At 51.1% G+C, this 13,827-nt stretch carries 12 protein-coding genes; 8 read left to right on the top strand and 4 right to left on the bottom strand.

The window, feature by feature from the left end:
* The first annotated feature begins 11 nt into the window (after positions 1 to 11).
* The 3 genes from hutW (at position 12) to CX664_RS25850 (ending at position 3,064) form a co-directional block, all read left to right on the top strand.
* On the top strand, positions 12 to 1,391 hold the full coding sequence (gene hutW, locus CX664_RS18685) for a heme anaerobic degradation radical SAM methyltransferase ChuW/HutW (RefSeq protein ID WP_101748193.1): 1,380 nt from the start codon (positions 12 to 14) through the stop codon (positions 1,389 to 1,391).
* Positions 1,388 to 1,888 carry a heme utilization cystosolic carrier protein HutX gene (gene hutX, locus CX664_RS18680; protein WP_101748192.1) on the top strand — a complete coding sequence of 167 codons (501 nt, stop codon included), beginning with the start codon at positions 1,388 to 1,390 and terminating at the stop codon, positions 1,886 to 1,888. The genes hutW and hutX overlap by 4 nt, the downstream gene beginning before the upstream one ends.
* Before the next feature lie 381 nt (positions 1,889 to 2,269).
* The gene (locus CX664_RS25850) at positions 2,270 to 3,064 is read left to right on the top strand and encodes a hypothetical protein (protein WP_146000141.1); all 795 of its coding nucleotides are present in this window, start codon (positions 2,270 to 2,272) and stop codon (positions 3,062 to 3,064) included.
* A gap of 840 nt (positions 3,065 to 3,904) precedes the next feature.
* Here the strand turns inward: CX664_RS25850 and CX664_RS18665 are convergent.
* The 4 genes from CX664_RS18665 to CX664_RS18650 form a co-directional block, all read right to left on the bottom strand.
* Positions 3,905 to 5,017: a DegT/DnrJ/EryC1/StrS family aminotransferase gene (locus CX664_RS18665; RefSeq protein WP_244910692.1), complete on the bottom strand. Its 1,113-nt coding sequence runs from the start codon at positions 5,015 to 5,017 to the stop codon at positions 3,905 to 3,907.
* A gap of 84 nt (positions 5,018 to 5,101) precedes the next feature.
* Complete coding sequence (locus tag CX664_RS18660; RefSeq protein WP_101748189.1) at positions 5,102 to 6,046, bottom strand: Gfo/Idh/MocA family protein; 945 nt, start codon at positions 6,044 to 6,046, stop codon at positions 5,102 to 5,104.
* A gap of 217 nt (positions 6,047 to 6,263) precedes the next feature.
* Positions 6,264 to 6,647, bottom strand: coding sequence for a DUF2541 family protein (locus CX664_RS18655; protein WP_101748188.1), 384 nt, complete (start codon positions 6,645 to 6,647; stop codon positions 6,264 to 6,266).
* A gap of 191 nt (positions 6,648 to 6,838) precedes the next feature.
* Positions 6,839 to 8,185 carry an NCS2 family permease gene (locus tag CX664_RS18650; RefSeq protein ID WP_101748187.1) on the bottom strand — a complete coding sequence of 449 codons (1,347 nt, stop codon included), beginning with the start codon at positions 8,183 to 8,185 and terminating at the stop codon, positions 6,839 to 6,841.
* 329 nt (positions 8,186 to 8,514) lie between these two features.
* Here CX664_RS18650 and xdhA point away from each other — a divergent pair, with 329 nt between their 5' ends.
* From xdhA to CX664_RS18630, 5 genes are all read left to right on the top strand, one after another.
* Positions 8,515 to 9,990, top strand: a complete 1,476-nt coding sequence (gene xdhA / locus CX664_RS18645) for a xanthine dehydrogenase small subunit (RefSeq protein WP_101748186.1) — start codon at positions 8,515 to 8,517, stop codon at positions 9,988 to 9,990.
* Positions 9,983 to 12,316 carry a xanthine dehydrogenase molybdopterin binding subunit gene (xdhB, locus tag CX664_RS18640; protein ID WP_101748185.1) on the top strand — a complete coding sequence of 778 codons (2,334 nt, stop codon included), beginning with the start codon at positions 9,983 to 9,985 and terminating at the stop codon, positions 12,314 to 12,316. Before xdhA ends, xdhB begins: the two co-directional genes overlap by 8 nt.
* A 20-nt stretch (positions 12,317 to 12,336) precedes the next feature.
* Positions 12,337 to 13,188, top strand: coding sequence for a xanthine dehydrogenase accessory protein XdhC (gene xdhC / locus CX664_RS18635; protein ID WP_101748184.1), 852 nt, complete (start codon positions 12,337 to 12,339; stop codon positions 13,186 to 13,188).
* 96 nt (positions 13,189 to 13,284) lie between these two features.
* Entirely contained in the window at positions 13,285 to 13,494 is a 210-nt protein-coding gene (locus CX664_RS26560; protein WP_163371684.1) for an acyltransferase, read from the top strand.
* Positions 13,469 to 13,660 carry a hypothetical protein gene (locus CX664_RS18630; protein ID WP_174783932.1) on the top strand — a complete coding sequence of 64 codons (192 nt, stop codon included), beginning with the start codon at positions 13,469 to 13,471 and terminating at the stop codon, positions 13,658 to 13,660. Before CX664_RS26560 ends, CX664_RS18630 begins: the two co-directional genes overlap by 26 nt.
* Positions 13,661 to 13,827: the final 167 nt, after the last annotated feature.

Here is a 13,827-nt window from a genome sequence, read left to right as displayed (position 1 = left end):
ATGATCCGATTATGGTTGCCAGACACACCCTGGGTCCCGAGCTGACCGGGATATCATCCCCTGATCCACTGAAGTTTGCCTTTACCGGCAAGAAGTCAGCCCACACCCACAGCGGCTCCATTCCGGTTCCTGCCGGGCAGACTCAGGCTGTGTACCGGCAACTGATGGATAGCCCTGCTAACCCACAGCTGCTCACGGACAGTAAGCGACTGGCCTATATCCATATTCCTTTTTGCAGAACCCATTGCTCTTACTGTGGTTTCTTTCAAAACACCACCAAAAAAGATGAAATTGCCCGCTATGTCGACTATCTGGAGCGGGAAATCCGCCTGTCGGCACAGGATGCCTGGACTCAGGGAGGCCTGTTCCATGGCGTCTATTTTGGCGGCGGGACACCCACCGACCTGACCCCGGAGCAGATTATTCGCCTTGGCAATGCAGTACGTGAGTCACTGCCACTGGCCAACGATGTTGAGATGACCTTTGAAGGCCGTTTTCATGGCTTTGATAACGACAAAATTGCGGCCTGCCTGGAATCCGGGTTTAACCGCTTCTCCCTGGGGGCACAGAGTTTTAATACCACCATCCGCCGCCGCATGAGCCGGATCGACTCCGGTGAATTCCTGCTGGAAAGGCTGGACTATTTCAGCAGTCTGAACAATGCAGCCGTCGTCGTAGACCTGATGTTCGGTCTGCCGGGCCAAACCCTGGATGACTGGGAGCAGGATCTGCATACCTTCCTGCAATCCAAAGCCCATGGTGTCGATCTTTATCAGCTCATTCTGCTCGGCGCCAGCCGGATGAAGCAGTCGATTGACAAAGGCTCCATGCCAGAACCGGCCAGCTCACCGGAGCGTGCGGAAATGTTTCGCCGGGGAGTTGATATCCTCAGTTCCCACAAAGTCGGTCGCCTGACTGTCAGCCACTGGGGACGGGATACCCGGGAGCGGAATATCTACAACCACGGGGTAAAATCCGGTGCCGAAATCATGCCGTTTGGTGCCGGTGCCGGTGGCAACTTTGCCGGGCACAATGCCATGAGCCTGAGAACACTGCCCGCCTATTACGAGGCCCTGGATGCTGGCCAGAAGCCCCTGATGATGATGAGCAAAGCCACGGGTAATAAACCACTGCTGGGCACTATCGGCTCCGGTTTTGACCGTGGCTGGCTGGCCATCGGCAAGCTTGACCATGTTGCTGGTGCAGGCATGAGCGAGCACTGCATGCCGCTGTTTGAAGCCTGGCAGGACAATGGCCTGGCCACCATTCACCATGGCATTCTCGATTTGACGCTGCCCGGGCAATTCTGGAACGTCACCATGCTCCAGGCCCTGATTAATTTTCTTGAACAACATCCTTTTGCTGGACAAAACACGGAGAAAGCTGCATGACTCTGGCTCAACAGGTACAGGATATTCTGGCCGGAAACCCGGCCATTTTACCGGCAGAAATAGCGAACCAGCTCAATGCCAGCGAACTGGACGTGATTCAGGCCATGCCCGCTGACATGGTGACATTGATTGATGCCAGCCATTACCTGGATGTCCTGCGGGATATCAAAGCCTGGGGCGAACTGACGCTGGTGATTGATGTGGATGGTTCAATTTTTGAAATGGTTGGCCATTTCCCGAAAGGGGGTGAAAAGTTCGGCTATTACAATCTGAGCGACCGCCAGACACCGCTGAAAGGGCACCTGAAGCTGGATAATGTTGCGGTGATCGCCCTGGTCAGCAAGCCCTTCCATGGTGTAGCAACCCGCTCGGTGCAGTTCCTGAGCAAACAGGGCCGAATGTTGTTCAAAGTTTACTTGCGTCGGGATAAAGAGCAGAACTTTTTGCCTGAACAGCTGGAAAAGTTTGAGGCATTGAAGAGGCTCTCTGCCGCCTGATTATCTCCCTGGTAACACGGGTACTGCTGGTTACCAGGTTTTACTGAAAACTTGCGTAAGTGATCTTCCACCTGAGCCCTCCGGTATCAACACCCGGAGGCTGACCGGGAATAGCCTGCGAATTTGCAGCAGAACCAAGGTACCCCAACCCAATGTCTGGTTGACTTACATATTGAAAGGATGGTGTCCGGGAGGAACTTTTAAAAGAAAGAACAGTCTTAAGGCAGAATTCAATAATTCCATAATCTAATGGATATACCTGCCTGCTCTAATTCACATGCTATTTCTTGTTGTCTTCAAGATGCTGTTTCGTCTGGATCTGGCACATCTGGTCAACTCTTCCTCCGTGAAATTGTAGAAGCAGCACATATTCTATGTGCCATGGGTACTGATAAAAACCACCTTCAGCGGCCAACGAAGTCTTTTCACAAGGCATTGAATGATTCCCGGTTTGAAAACAGATCGATAGTCATCGCTTATAGCGATACTGAAGAAGATCAACCACGTCACTTACCGGTAAAAACAGGATCACAGAATAATGATCCTGCTCCCGTATATATTCCTGAAAATGAACGGTTTTCAATCTATTCTCTGTTAGGGTTAGGGGATGAAATTCATTCATCAGACGATTTAGCCCAGGCAAGAGTTGATGAGCCTGATGAACGTTGCTCCTTACCCATTGAGCACGAAAGGAGGCCTCGTAAAGCGCTCACCAATGCACAGCGCCGAAGGGAGCGCTACAAAAACGACCCTTCCTACGCCGAGCACCTGAGGAAGAAATGCAGGGAACGTTACCGTAATGATCTCGCTTACGCAGAGCGCCGAAGGGCGCAAGGCAGAGAACGTTACCAGAATGATCCCGCTTACGCGGAGCGCCTAAGGAAGCGCCAAAGGGATCGCAGAAGAGAGCGCTACCACAATGATCCCGTTTACGCAGAACACAGAAGGGAGCTCAAAAGAAAGCTTCGCAGAAATCCCGTTTATGCAGAACTCGAAAGGAAGAAAAACAGGGAACGCTACCAGAATGATCCCGTTTACGCAGAGCGCCGAAGGAAGCTCCAAAGGGAGGGCAGAAAGAAACGCTACCACAATGATCCCGATTTCGCAGAGCGCAGAAGAGAAGCGTCACGAAGATACCGCTTACGCAAAGCACAAAAAAATGCGTCACCAGAATGATCCCTGTTTTGCCAATAGATAAGTAGTTAACCAAACGAAATCATATTAAAAAGCAATTCTAAATGAACTTTTGCAAAATAATTCAGTCAAAGAGATTCACCCCCTGTTTGCCGCAGCATAACTGCCATAAAAATTGTGGGATATAAATAACTAATATTCTGAGGATATAAGACATATGAATGTCTCTCTTCGTACTCCACCACCGGTGATCAAACAGCCACAACGAGTGGAACATCGGTCGGCCGGTTATGGCTGTGATTTTCAAGCTGTTAAAGAAACTGCTAAAATTTCGAGTGGCTATGGTGCTATCGGTGCCATCGGCGGTTACTTTGCGGGTGCATTAATATCCAAGTGCCAAATCGCTTATGCCTTCCTCGGCATACCTCTTGGTTTTGCCAGTCTTGCCTGTCCTGTAGCCACCTTTATTGGCATCTCTAGTCACTGCGAATGCGTCAAGAAACTTCCGGAACGACAGATCGCCATCTGTACTGAACCAGTCTCCTACACTGGTGACAAGCAACAGAGCTCGGAGCAACCATCGGTATCATCTCCACCATTCTGGGATCCCAACAGCATGGCTCCTCCACCGTACCCGGGAGATGGGTTCATCTGCATAGATCCCTCATCGTATTCGTTCGTTTGTAGCAAATGCACGGCTCCCGTTCGGTCTCAGCCAGGATTGGAGAGTTCTTCTTTTAATGACCCATCACGCCAAGTTTTCGAGCCGCCTTTCGAGCCGCCTCTGGTATCGTGGGAGGTGGATCAGCAGGGGGCAATTTCTTAGGGTCTGCTTTGACTTGACGAAAAGGCTCTCTTGCCATAACTGAGATGCTTCAATAATTAATGCATCACTTTAATCAATGTGCTGGCAACGGTCTTGGTCTGGCTTCTGGTCATACCAGGATATATTGGCAGTGAAAGACAGTGTTCGGATAACTGCTCACATACGGGTAGTTCATGTTCACCGTCTTTCCCTGCCAATGCCCTTTGCTTATTTAGAGGCAACGGGTAATAAATAGCACTGGCAATACCCTCACCGGCAAGGCGCTTCCTGACCATATCCCGGCCAGAGGGCAAAACAACCGTAAACTGATGATAAATATGTTCCTGCTGCCCATGAGGAAAGAGTACCTCACTATCGTTCAGAAATTCTCGATACCATTGTGCCACCTGTTGTCGCTGAGCATTAAAAACCTCTATATGCTCCAGCTTGACTCTTAACAGGGCCGCCTGAATTTCATCCAGACGACTGTTGTAGCCCGGGCACTCGTGGTGGTACTGGTATGCACTGCCGTGATTTCGTAGCATCCGTACCGTTTCGGCGACTTTTAATTCGCTGGTAATGACCAGACCACCATCACCAAATCCGCCCAGGTTTTTACTGGGAAAAAAACTGAAAGTACCGAGTAAACCGAAATTACCAGTTTTTCGGGATTGATAACCAGCGCCAAAGGATTGTGCACAGTCTTCCAGCAGGATTAAACCATGACGATCACAGACGGCCTGAATCTCCCGAAGCGCTGCTGGTAAACCAAAAAGATGGACAACCAGCACTGCCTTGCAACGGGAAGTGATACTTCGCTCCAGCTCAAGGGGGTCAATATTGAATGTCTCTGAGTCTATATCAACCAGAACAGGCGTTGCCCCCACCTGGATAATGGCCTCGGCTGTAGAAAAAAAGGTAAAACCCGTGGTTAATACCTCATCTCCCGGCCCTATACCGGCGGCATGGAGAGCAAGAACAAGTGCATCGGTACCATTTGCACAACTGATGGCGTACCTGGCTCCCAGGTAATGAGCGACCTCCTGTTCAAAAAGCTCCACTTCTTTCCCCATGATAAAACGACCACTGCGCAATACTTCCAGTGCTTTTTTTTCTAACTGCGCCTGAATTGGCCGATGCCATGCCTGCACATCCACCATTGGGATAGTATTCATTTTTTTTTGATTCATGGTGCCCCTTTTACACTCGATAAAATGGTACCGATTATTCGCTAATGGTTATTTTATCCTTTGCCAGCCGCTCAACGTTCGCTGTCATAGGCTGACACCCGTCTTATGAATAATCTCCGAAATTCGGTTCGCGGCATGCAACGCATCTCGACCATCTTCACCACTGACCTTTGGGGGGCTTGCGGCAATAACACTCAGAAGAAAGTCTTCAATCTCCAGCCTGAGCGCATCACTGCCCTCATAACTCTGCTCCTGACATTCAATGGCTGGAACACCCGGATGCAACTCCCCTTCACCTTTAAAGAAATGGCTGACTTTCAACGCTTGAAAATCAACGCAGATACAGGAGCATTTCTGGAAAATCCGCATTTTCCTTTTGCTTTTCTGACTGATTCGACTGGCGGTCACATTGGCAACACAGCCATTGGCAAACGACAAACGGGCCTGGGCAATATCAATGGTATCTGACAAAACCGCACTGCCATTGGCCGCAATATCCAGTATCGGGGAATCCACTATATTCAGAATAATATCCAGGTCATGAATCATCAGATCCATAATCACATTGATGTCCATGGATCGTGGTTTAAAGCTGGCCAGTCGGTGAGACTCAATAAACCGGGGCTGGCTAACCTTGTCGGCAACGCACCCCAGTGCCGCGTTGTAGCGCTCCAGAAAGCCAACCTGGAGGATCAGTTGTTGCTCCCTGGCCAGCTTAATCATCTCTTCAGCCTGAGATACGTTACTGGCGATGGGCTTTTCCACCAGCACATGCACACCCGCTTTCAGAAAGTCACTGGCTATGGCGTGATGCAGGGCGGTAGGAACAACAACACTGACGGCATCAACCTGCCCGATCAGATCCCGGTAATTACTGAAATAATGGGTGTTACAGCTGCTGGCAACCTGCTGGCCACAGGTCTCGTTGATATCGGCAACGCCCACAAGGTGGCTGGATGCCAGCCGGGCATACTTCTGAGCATGAAATTTACCGAGATAACCCGCTCCAATCACTGCCGTTCGTAGCATTTGCTGGCATCACTCTCTGGCTTATGGGAACGCCGCCACTCTGAACAGTATTGACCCGGTTATGGAATTGGTATTAAAACGATAATCCCTGATCAAGTTTGTCGATGAATAGAAGCAGTAAAGAAAAGATAGACAGAAATTGCAGTTCTGCTAGAAGAAATGGGGCAGAAAGTGAAAGGCAGCGAGACACGCTGCCTTAGGAATGCATTGCCAGCAATCAGCTGCGCTTGCCGTAGACGCTCACTTCGGCATATTTATGACCACCGACAGCGGTTCTGTAGTCCAGCTCAATCTTATTGACGACGCGGTCACCCTCGAGCAGACGGTATGGCAGTGAACGCTTGCCCTGATGCAGGCGCTTGTTGATGTAGATATTCTGAGATTCGCCATTACCAAAAACCACCCGGATCTTCTTCATGAAAATGGGCGCTCTGCCCACTCTGAATGCGATGGTATCGTACTTACCCTTAAAACCGCTTACATGAATGACATCCTGTTCGCTCTGGAAAGACACACGACGCTCACCGAGTTTTTTCCAGTCATCCGCCATAACGCCAAAGCTCAGCACGCTCATCAGTGCCAGGGTCAAAAGTTTTTTCATAGCAATCCTAATCAAATCTTACTGGTAAAATAATTAAGACGGATATTAAGGAAACTGGAGCCAAAGCCATAGTCAGTAGACACCCAGAAATACGGCGGTTTATTGCTATGAATAGAGATTGCAACACCTAAACACCCGACCATTTGCAGCCATATTCACTGACTGCCCATGCATGGCCGGGTATGACTCAATCAAATACCGAAAAAAATAAACTTCAGAACAAATAATGTGGCCAGAATCCACATACTGATACTGACTTCATTGGCCCTGCCTGCCAGCAGCTTTACCAGTGGGTAAGCGATAAACCCGAGAGCAATGCCGTTAGCGATAGAAAAGCTCAGCGGCATCATAATGGCGGTAATCAGCACCGGACCCGCTTCCGTCAGATCATTCCAGTCAATGTTCGCAAGGCTCCCGGCCATCAGCACGGCAACATAAATCAGGGCACCGGCTGTCGCATAGGCAGGAACCATGGCCGCCAGTGGCGAAAGGAACATGCATAGCAGGAACAAAACACCCACAGTGACGGCTACCAGGCCTGTTCGTCCACCTGCTGCGACACCTGAAGCACTTTCTACATAGGATGTCACCGTCGGTGTTCCCATCAGGGCACCAGCCCAGGAAGCGGTGCCATCGGTAACCATCGCCCGGTTCATGTTGTGCATCTTACCATTCTCGTCAGCCAGACCAGCTTTATCGCCAACGGCAATCAACGTTCCGGTGGTATCAAACAAATTCACAAACATGAAAGCAACGATAACGCCCAGCATCTCGGGTTTCAGTGCACCCATGATATCCAGTTTGCCAACCACAGGTTCAAGGCTCGGTGGCGCGGAGTATATTCCCTGAAAGGCGATATCCCCGGCCAGAAGGCCTATTCCCGAAACAACGACAATGGCGGTCAGCACCGCTCCCTTGAAGCCACGGTAAGCCAGCCCCAGAATCAACAGCAGGCTCAAACAGGCCATCACCGGGCTGAATTGGGTAATATCACCCAGCGTGATAATAGTGCCCGGGCTGGCCACCACAATACCGGCATTTTTCAGACCAATCAGCGCGAGGAAAAGGCCAATACCGGCGGTAATACCCACTCGCAGACCTTTCGGAATGCTGTTAATAATCCACTCACGGATTTTGAACAGGCTCAGCAGCATAAAACCGATACCCCCCCAGAAAACGGCACCCATCGCCTGTTCCCATGAGTAGCCCATGCCCAGCACAACGGCATAGGCAAAGAACGCATTCAGGCCCATACCAGGTGCCAGGCCTACGGGCCAGTTGGCATACAGGCCAATAGCGATGGAGCTCAAACCGGCGACAATACAGGTAGCCGCAAACAAAGCACCTTTATCCATACCGGCATCGGCAAGCATACCCGGTATCACAAACACTACGTAACACATGGTGACAAAGGTAGTGAAACCGGCCACCAGCTCGGTTTTTACCGTTGTGTTATGCTCCTTAAGCTTGAATAACCGCTCGAGAAACGTGGGTTTCTCATCGGCCAAAGGCAGTGGTGTTGTATCCGCTCTATTCATAGAGGCTCTAATCCTGTTGTTGAAAATTTTAAGATCCCGGTCATACGGAAGCAGAGCCTCCCGGATTCAGGTACCTGTATTCTGTCGTGAAAATCTTTATCCAGTCTGGCAAGACTAACAACCTGGACTGGAACAATGCAAATTTCTGACTATATAGTCAATAAAATTCACAGTTGGTGGCTTGCTATTTTACTGATCAGATAGTCAAATTAAAGCAAATTAACAGGCTGGAAATGCCATACAGCCCGCCCAACGAGAGCTTCAGAGTCTGTTGCACAAGGCCTGTCATGGCATAGAAAGACAAAATAAAAAGAAAAGGACATGCCATCGTGATTCGCTTTCTTCTTAACGATCGACTCGTCGAAGTTGAGGACACCGCTTCAGATACCACGGTTCTTGATTATCTCCGAGCCAATGCTGACACCACCTCTGCAGAGCCTGCCGCTAATGAAAAACGTACCGGCACCAAAGAGGGCTGCTGCTCAGGTGACTGTGGCGCATGCACCGTTGTGGTTGGTGAGCCAGAGGGCGATCGGCTGAAATATAATACCATGAACGCCTGTATTGCGCTGCTGCCTTCGCTGCATGGTAAGCAACTACTGACCGTAGAAGACCTGGCAGGCTCGGCCCACCCGCAAGATAACCAAAACAAGAGCGAGTTACACCCGGTACAACAGGCACTGGTTGACCACCATGGGTCGCAATGTGGCTTCTGTACCCCGGGCATTGTGATGTCCTTATTTGCGCTTCACCATGAACCTCCGGAAAATAAACCGGATATTCTTGAGGCCCTGGGCGGCAACCTGTGCCGGTGCACTGGCTACCGCCCCCTGGTTGATGCCGCTGAGAGCCTGGCCAATGGGCAACCGGATGACCAATTCTTCAGACACCGGGCAGAAACTTTATCCAGACTGCAAACCATAGAACAACAGGGCAGTGTCAGCGGTAACGGTGCATTTATTCCTGCCAGTGAAGATGAGTTCGCCCGGTACCTGGTGGAAAACCCTGACGCCAGAATTCTGGCCGGTGGGACCGATCTTGGGCTCGACGTGACTCAACAGCTGAAGAAAATAAACAAACTGGTATTGGTAAAGAGTATTCCTTCTCTGCAGACCATTCACGAGGAAGACAATGAGCTGGTGATTGGTTCGGCTGCTACTTATCGGAGTCTGAAACCCATATTGTCGAAGTACTTTCCTGAGTTTGCACAGATGCTGGACCGGCTGGGCTCCCAGCAGATACGCAATCAGGGAACCCTGGGCGGTAACATCGGCAATGCCTCGCCCATAGGCGACACTCCCCCTGTGTTACTGGCGCTGGATGCCTCTCTGGATCTTCGTCACGGAGACACCCTCCGAAATATCCCTCTGAACCGGTTTTTCCTGGATTACAAAAAGACTGAGCTTAAATCCGGTGAATACATTGCCCGAATCCGTATTCCCACAACCCCGCATCAGTTGAAAGTCTATAAGCTCAGCAAACGCTACGGTGATGACATCTCCACCGTCCTTGCCGCGATCAATCTGGAAACCAGCGACGATGGACACATAACCAGGGCAAGAGTGGCATTGGGTGGCATGGCGGCCATCCCCAGGCGTGCAGACTTGTGTGAGCAGATTTTAACGGGATCACCACTGAACCAGAAAACGCTCAGTCAGGCCAAGGCCGCTATCCGTCAGGAGTTCAGCCCCATGTCCGATGTCCGGGCCAGTAGCGAGTATCGTCTTGTAGCCGCCTGCAATTTGCTCGAGCGTTATTTTATGGAACTGTCTGGCCAGAATGTAAGGATTATCTGTCATGCGTAAACTACCGGATCTGGCCAGTGAACAGCAGCAAAGTCCTATAAGCGGAAACCGCTCCGCTAAACACGACAGTGCTCATCTGCATGTGACGGGTAAAGCCCTCTATATTGATGATCGTCCGGAAATGGCCAACCAACTGCATGCCGGGTTTGGTCTTTCCACAGAAGCCCATGCAGATATCGTCAGCATCAATTTTGCGGAAGTCTGGAATACGCCCGGTGTGGTCGCGGTCATCACCGCAGACGATATTCCGGGCCACAAAGATATTGGCCCTGTCTTTCCGGGCGATATGCTACTGGCCGATGGCCGGGTGGATTATATCGGCCAACCGGTGTTTGCCGTGGCAGCCACCTCCCATAAAGCGGCGAAAATAGCAGCCCGCAAAGCCGTGATTGAATATCGTCCGCTGGATGCCATTCTGGGTATTGATCAGGCCATGGCGCAAAACTCCTTTGTACGGCCTGACCACACCATGAAAAAAGGCGACGCCGGACAGGCCATCCATAATGCCGATCACCGGCTATCAGGACAGATGTCGAACGGTGGACAGGAGCACTTCTATCTTGAGGGACAGATTGCCAGCGTGATTCCCCAGGAAGACGGTCAGCTCCATGTGTATACCTCAAGCCAGCACCCTTCGGAAGTGCAAAAGCTGGTCGCTGAAGTCATTGGCATACCACTGAATAAAGTGGTGGCCGATGTGCGCCGTATGGGCGGCGGTTTCGGTGGCAAGGAGACCCAGGCCGCCGCCCCGGCCTGTATTGCGGCACTTCTGGCGGTGAAAACCGGCAGACCGGTGAAGTTTCGCATTGATCGACAGCAGGATATGCTCTCTACCGGTAAACGACACCCTTTTCGCCATCGCTATACCGTGGGTTTTGATCAGCAGGGCCTGCTGGCAGGTGTTGATATCGAGCTGGCTGGTGATGCCGGGCACTCTCCGGACCTGACCGACGCCATTGTCGACCGGGCCATGTTCCACTCTGATAACGCCTATTATCTCAATAACGCCACCGTGATCGGCCATCGCTGCCGAACCAATACCGCATCCAATACCGCTTTCCGAGGTTTTGGCGGACCTCAGGGGATGCTGGTGATTGAACGGATTATGGACGACATTGCACGTTCAACCGGTCTGGATCCCCTGGAGGTTCGCAAGAGAAACCTCTATGGCATCACTGACCGGAATACCACGCATTACCACCAGCGCGTGGAACATAACGTACTGCATGAGGTGATCGGCCAGCTGGAAGAAAGCTCAGACTACTGGCAACGACGGGAAGCCATCCGCGCATTTAACCGGCAAAGCCCGGTACTGAAAAAAGGGTTGGCGTTGACACCGGTAAAATTTGGCATCTCTTTTACCGCGAAACATCTGAACCAGGCCGGTGCTCTTGTCCATATCTATACCGATGGCAGTATTCAGATCAACCATGGCGGTACCGAAATGGGTCAAGGTCTTTACATCAAAGTCGCCCAGATCGTGGCCAACGAGTTCGGTGTTGCTCTGGAACGGGTGCAGGTGACGTCCACCCGCACCGACAAAGTACCCAACACATCACCCACTGCGGCATCCAGTGGTACCGACCTGAATGGCAAGGCCGCTCAGGATGCCTGCCAGAAAATCCGCGATCGTCTGGTGGACTTTGCGGTGGAGCACTATGGCGTCTCAGAGCAGGAAGTGGCATTCCATGATAACAAAGTACATCTTGGTGAACGTCAAATGCCGTTTGCCGACTTTATCCAGGCGGCCTATCTGCACCGGGTTTCCCTATCCAGCAGTGGTTTCTACAGCACGCCGGAAATTCACTACGACCGGGAAACCGCCAGTGGCAGACCGTTCTACTACTTTGCCTGTGGTGCTTCCGTATCAGAAGTCACCGTGGATACGCTGACCGGTGAGTACAAGGTGGATCGGGTGGATATTCTTCACGATGTAGGCCACTCACTGAACCCGGCGATTGATCGGGGTCAGATTGAAGGCGGTTTTATTCAGGGCATGGGCTGGATGACCACCGAAGAGCTGGTATGGGACGACAGTGGACGTTTGCTCAGTAATAACCCGGCTACCTATAAAATCCCCACCATTGAAGATATGCCACCGGTATTCAATGTTGAGCTGTTCCAGCAGCCAAACCCGAAACACACCATCTATCACTCCAAGGCGGTAGGGGAGCCCCCCTTTATGCTGGGTATGTCGGTATGGTGTGCCATTCGGGATGCCGTATCCAGCCTTTCGGATTATCAGGTTAATCCACAAATTGATGTGCCTGCCACCCCGGAAAGGGTATTGACGGCCGTCACATCCATAAAAAAGAACGCGCTATAAACCGTGTGATGGGAGAGGATATGTGGATTGATGCCCTGGCCAGGCTTCAGCAAACCGGCGAGTCAGGTGTACTGGTGACCATTCTGGGATCAGCAGGTTCTGCCCCCAGAAAATCTGGCAGTAAAATGGTGGTCACGGCTGACCAGTGCTTTGATACCATCGGTGGCGGGCAACTGGAATTTCTACTGATCCAGAAAGCCCGGGAACTGCTGCTTAACCACCACTCAGAGCCGGTTCTGGAGCACTTTCCCCTTGGCCCGAAGCTGGGGCAGTGCTGTGGTGGCAGTGTCAGTGCGCTACTGGAACCGATCACCACCTGTGGTTTTCGTATCGCCCTGTTTGGTGCCGGTCACGTGGGTCATGCGCTGGTGAATGTTCTGGCTCCTCTGGATTGCCAGATTACCTGGATCGATAGCCGGGAAGCACTGTTTCCTGAACAGCTACCGGGAAATGTCCGGGTCTGCATCAGCGATCAGCCGGAGCTGGAGGTAGAAAACCTGCCTGAGAATACGTTTGTTCTGGTGGTCACCCACAACCACCAGCTGGATTTCGCCATTGCCGAAGCAACACTGAAAAACGACCAAAGTCGTTGGTTGGGTGTTATTGGCTCAGAAACCAAGGCACAGCGTTTCCGTCAGCGACTGGAACACAAAGGCAGTTTCTCGCCAGCCCAAATTGAGCATCTACGCTGTCCGGTTGGACTGGAAAGTGTTGGGGGCCGAAAGCCTGCTGAAATAGCCATTGCGATTGCTGCTGAAATTGTGTCCATACAAAATGGCAATCGGGGTGAGAACCATAAAAAGCGCGAAGGTATCCCTTGGCAAGGCTTGAAAAAACTCTTACATTCTCATCAGCATGAAGTTGCCCAATGATAATAACGAACGTGTGTAGATACTATGCTGTCATCTATTCCGGCTTTTCTCAGGGGTTGCCTATCCGCGAGTGTACTCGCGATAAACACCCTGGTTATGAGCATACCTTTACTGGCATTCAGTATTAGTCGTTTTCTGATCCCGATCAAACCCTGGCAAAAACTGTGTACCCGCCTGTGCATCGCTATTGCTGAGTGCTGGATCAGCATCAACAGTGGCTGGATAAAACTGACCCGGAGGATGCAGTGGCAAATTGCAGGACTGGACACTCTGCAGAAAGATGAATGGTATCTGGGTCAGGATTGAAAAACAGACAATTTCTGACGCTTATCTTGGTCGGGATTACAGCAATGATGAGGTATTTCGGGAACAGTGTCAGAACTGGGTGAATGAACTGTGGACTGAAAAGGACCAGCTGATCCTGTCAGTCAGGGAAAGCCACGCCAGAGCAGTGGCGGTTGAGCATGAGTAAGGAATGGTCCTGAATTAACTTCCCGGTTTATAACTTGCACAAGTTATAAAAGCCTTGAACCACAAAGACACGAAAGCACAAAGGAAGCCTTTTTTGTTTGCTGAGCGTAGCTCAGGCAAGCCCGGAAAAAACCTTCGTGTCTTTGTGCCTTTGTGGTGCCCTTCTGT

Origin of the sequence: Endozoicomonas acroporae (assembly GCF_002864045.1) — a bacterium.
GTDB classification, from domain to species: domain Bacteria; phylum Pseudomonadota; class Gammaproteobacteria; order Pseudomonadales; family Endozoicomonadaceae; genus Endozoicomonas; species Endozoicomonas acroporae.
The sequence above is the reverse complement of the archived record's forward strand: the minus strand, read 5'-3'. Positions and strand labels throughout refer to the sequence as shown.

Bases quoted from the DNA above. Each gene is read 5' to 3' on its own strand.
- hutW (WP_101748193.1), top strand. From the start codon at position 12: ATGGTTGCCAGACACACCCTGGGTCCCGAGCTGACCGGGATATCATCC.
- hutX (WP_101748192.1), top strand. From the start codon at position 1,388: ATGACTCTGGCTCAACAGGTACAGGATATTCTGGCCGGAAACCCGGCC.
- CX664_RS25850 (WP_146000141.1), top strand. From the start codon at position 2,270: ATGGGTACTGATAAAAACCACCTTCAGCGGCCAACGAAGTCTTTTCAC.
- CX664_RS18665 (WP_244910692.1), bottom strand. From the start codon at position 5,017: ATGAATCAAAAAAAAATGAATACTATCCCAATGGTGGATGTGCAGGCA.
- CX664_RS18660 (WP_101748189.1), bottom strand. From the start codon at position 6,046: ATGCTACGAACGGCAGTGATTGGAGCGGGTTATCTCGGTAAATTTCAT.
- CX664_RS18655 (WP_101748188.1), bottom strand. From the start codon at position 6,647: ATGAAAAAACTTTTGACCCTGGCACTGATGAGCGTGCTGAGCTTTGGC.
- CX664_RS18650 (WP_101748187.1), bottom strand. From the start codon at position 8,185: ATGAATAGAGCGGATACAACACCACTGCCTTTGGCCGATGAGAAACCC.
- xdhB (WP_101748185.1), top strand. From the start codon at position 9,983: ATGCGTAAACTACCGGATCTGGCCAGTGAACAGCAGCAAAGTCCTATA.
- xdhC (WP_101748184.1), top strand. From the start codon at position 12,337: ATGTGGATTGATGCCCTGGCCAGGCTTCAGCAAACCGGCGAGTCAGGT.
- CX664_RS26560 (WP_163371684.1), top strand. From the start codon at position 13,285: ATGAGCATACCTTTACTGGCATTCAGTATTAGTCGTTTTCTGATCCCG.
- CX664_RS18630 (WP_174783932.1), top strand. From the start codon at position 13,469: ATGAATGGTATCTGGGTCAGGATTGAAAAACAGACAATTTCTGACGCT.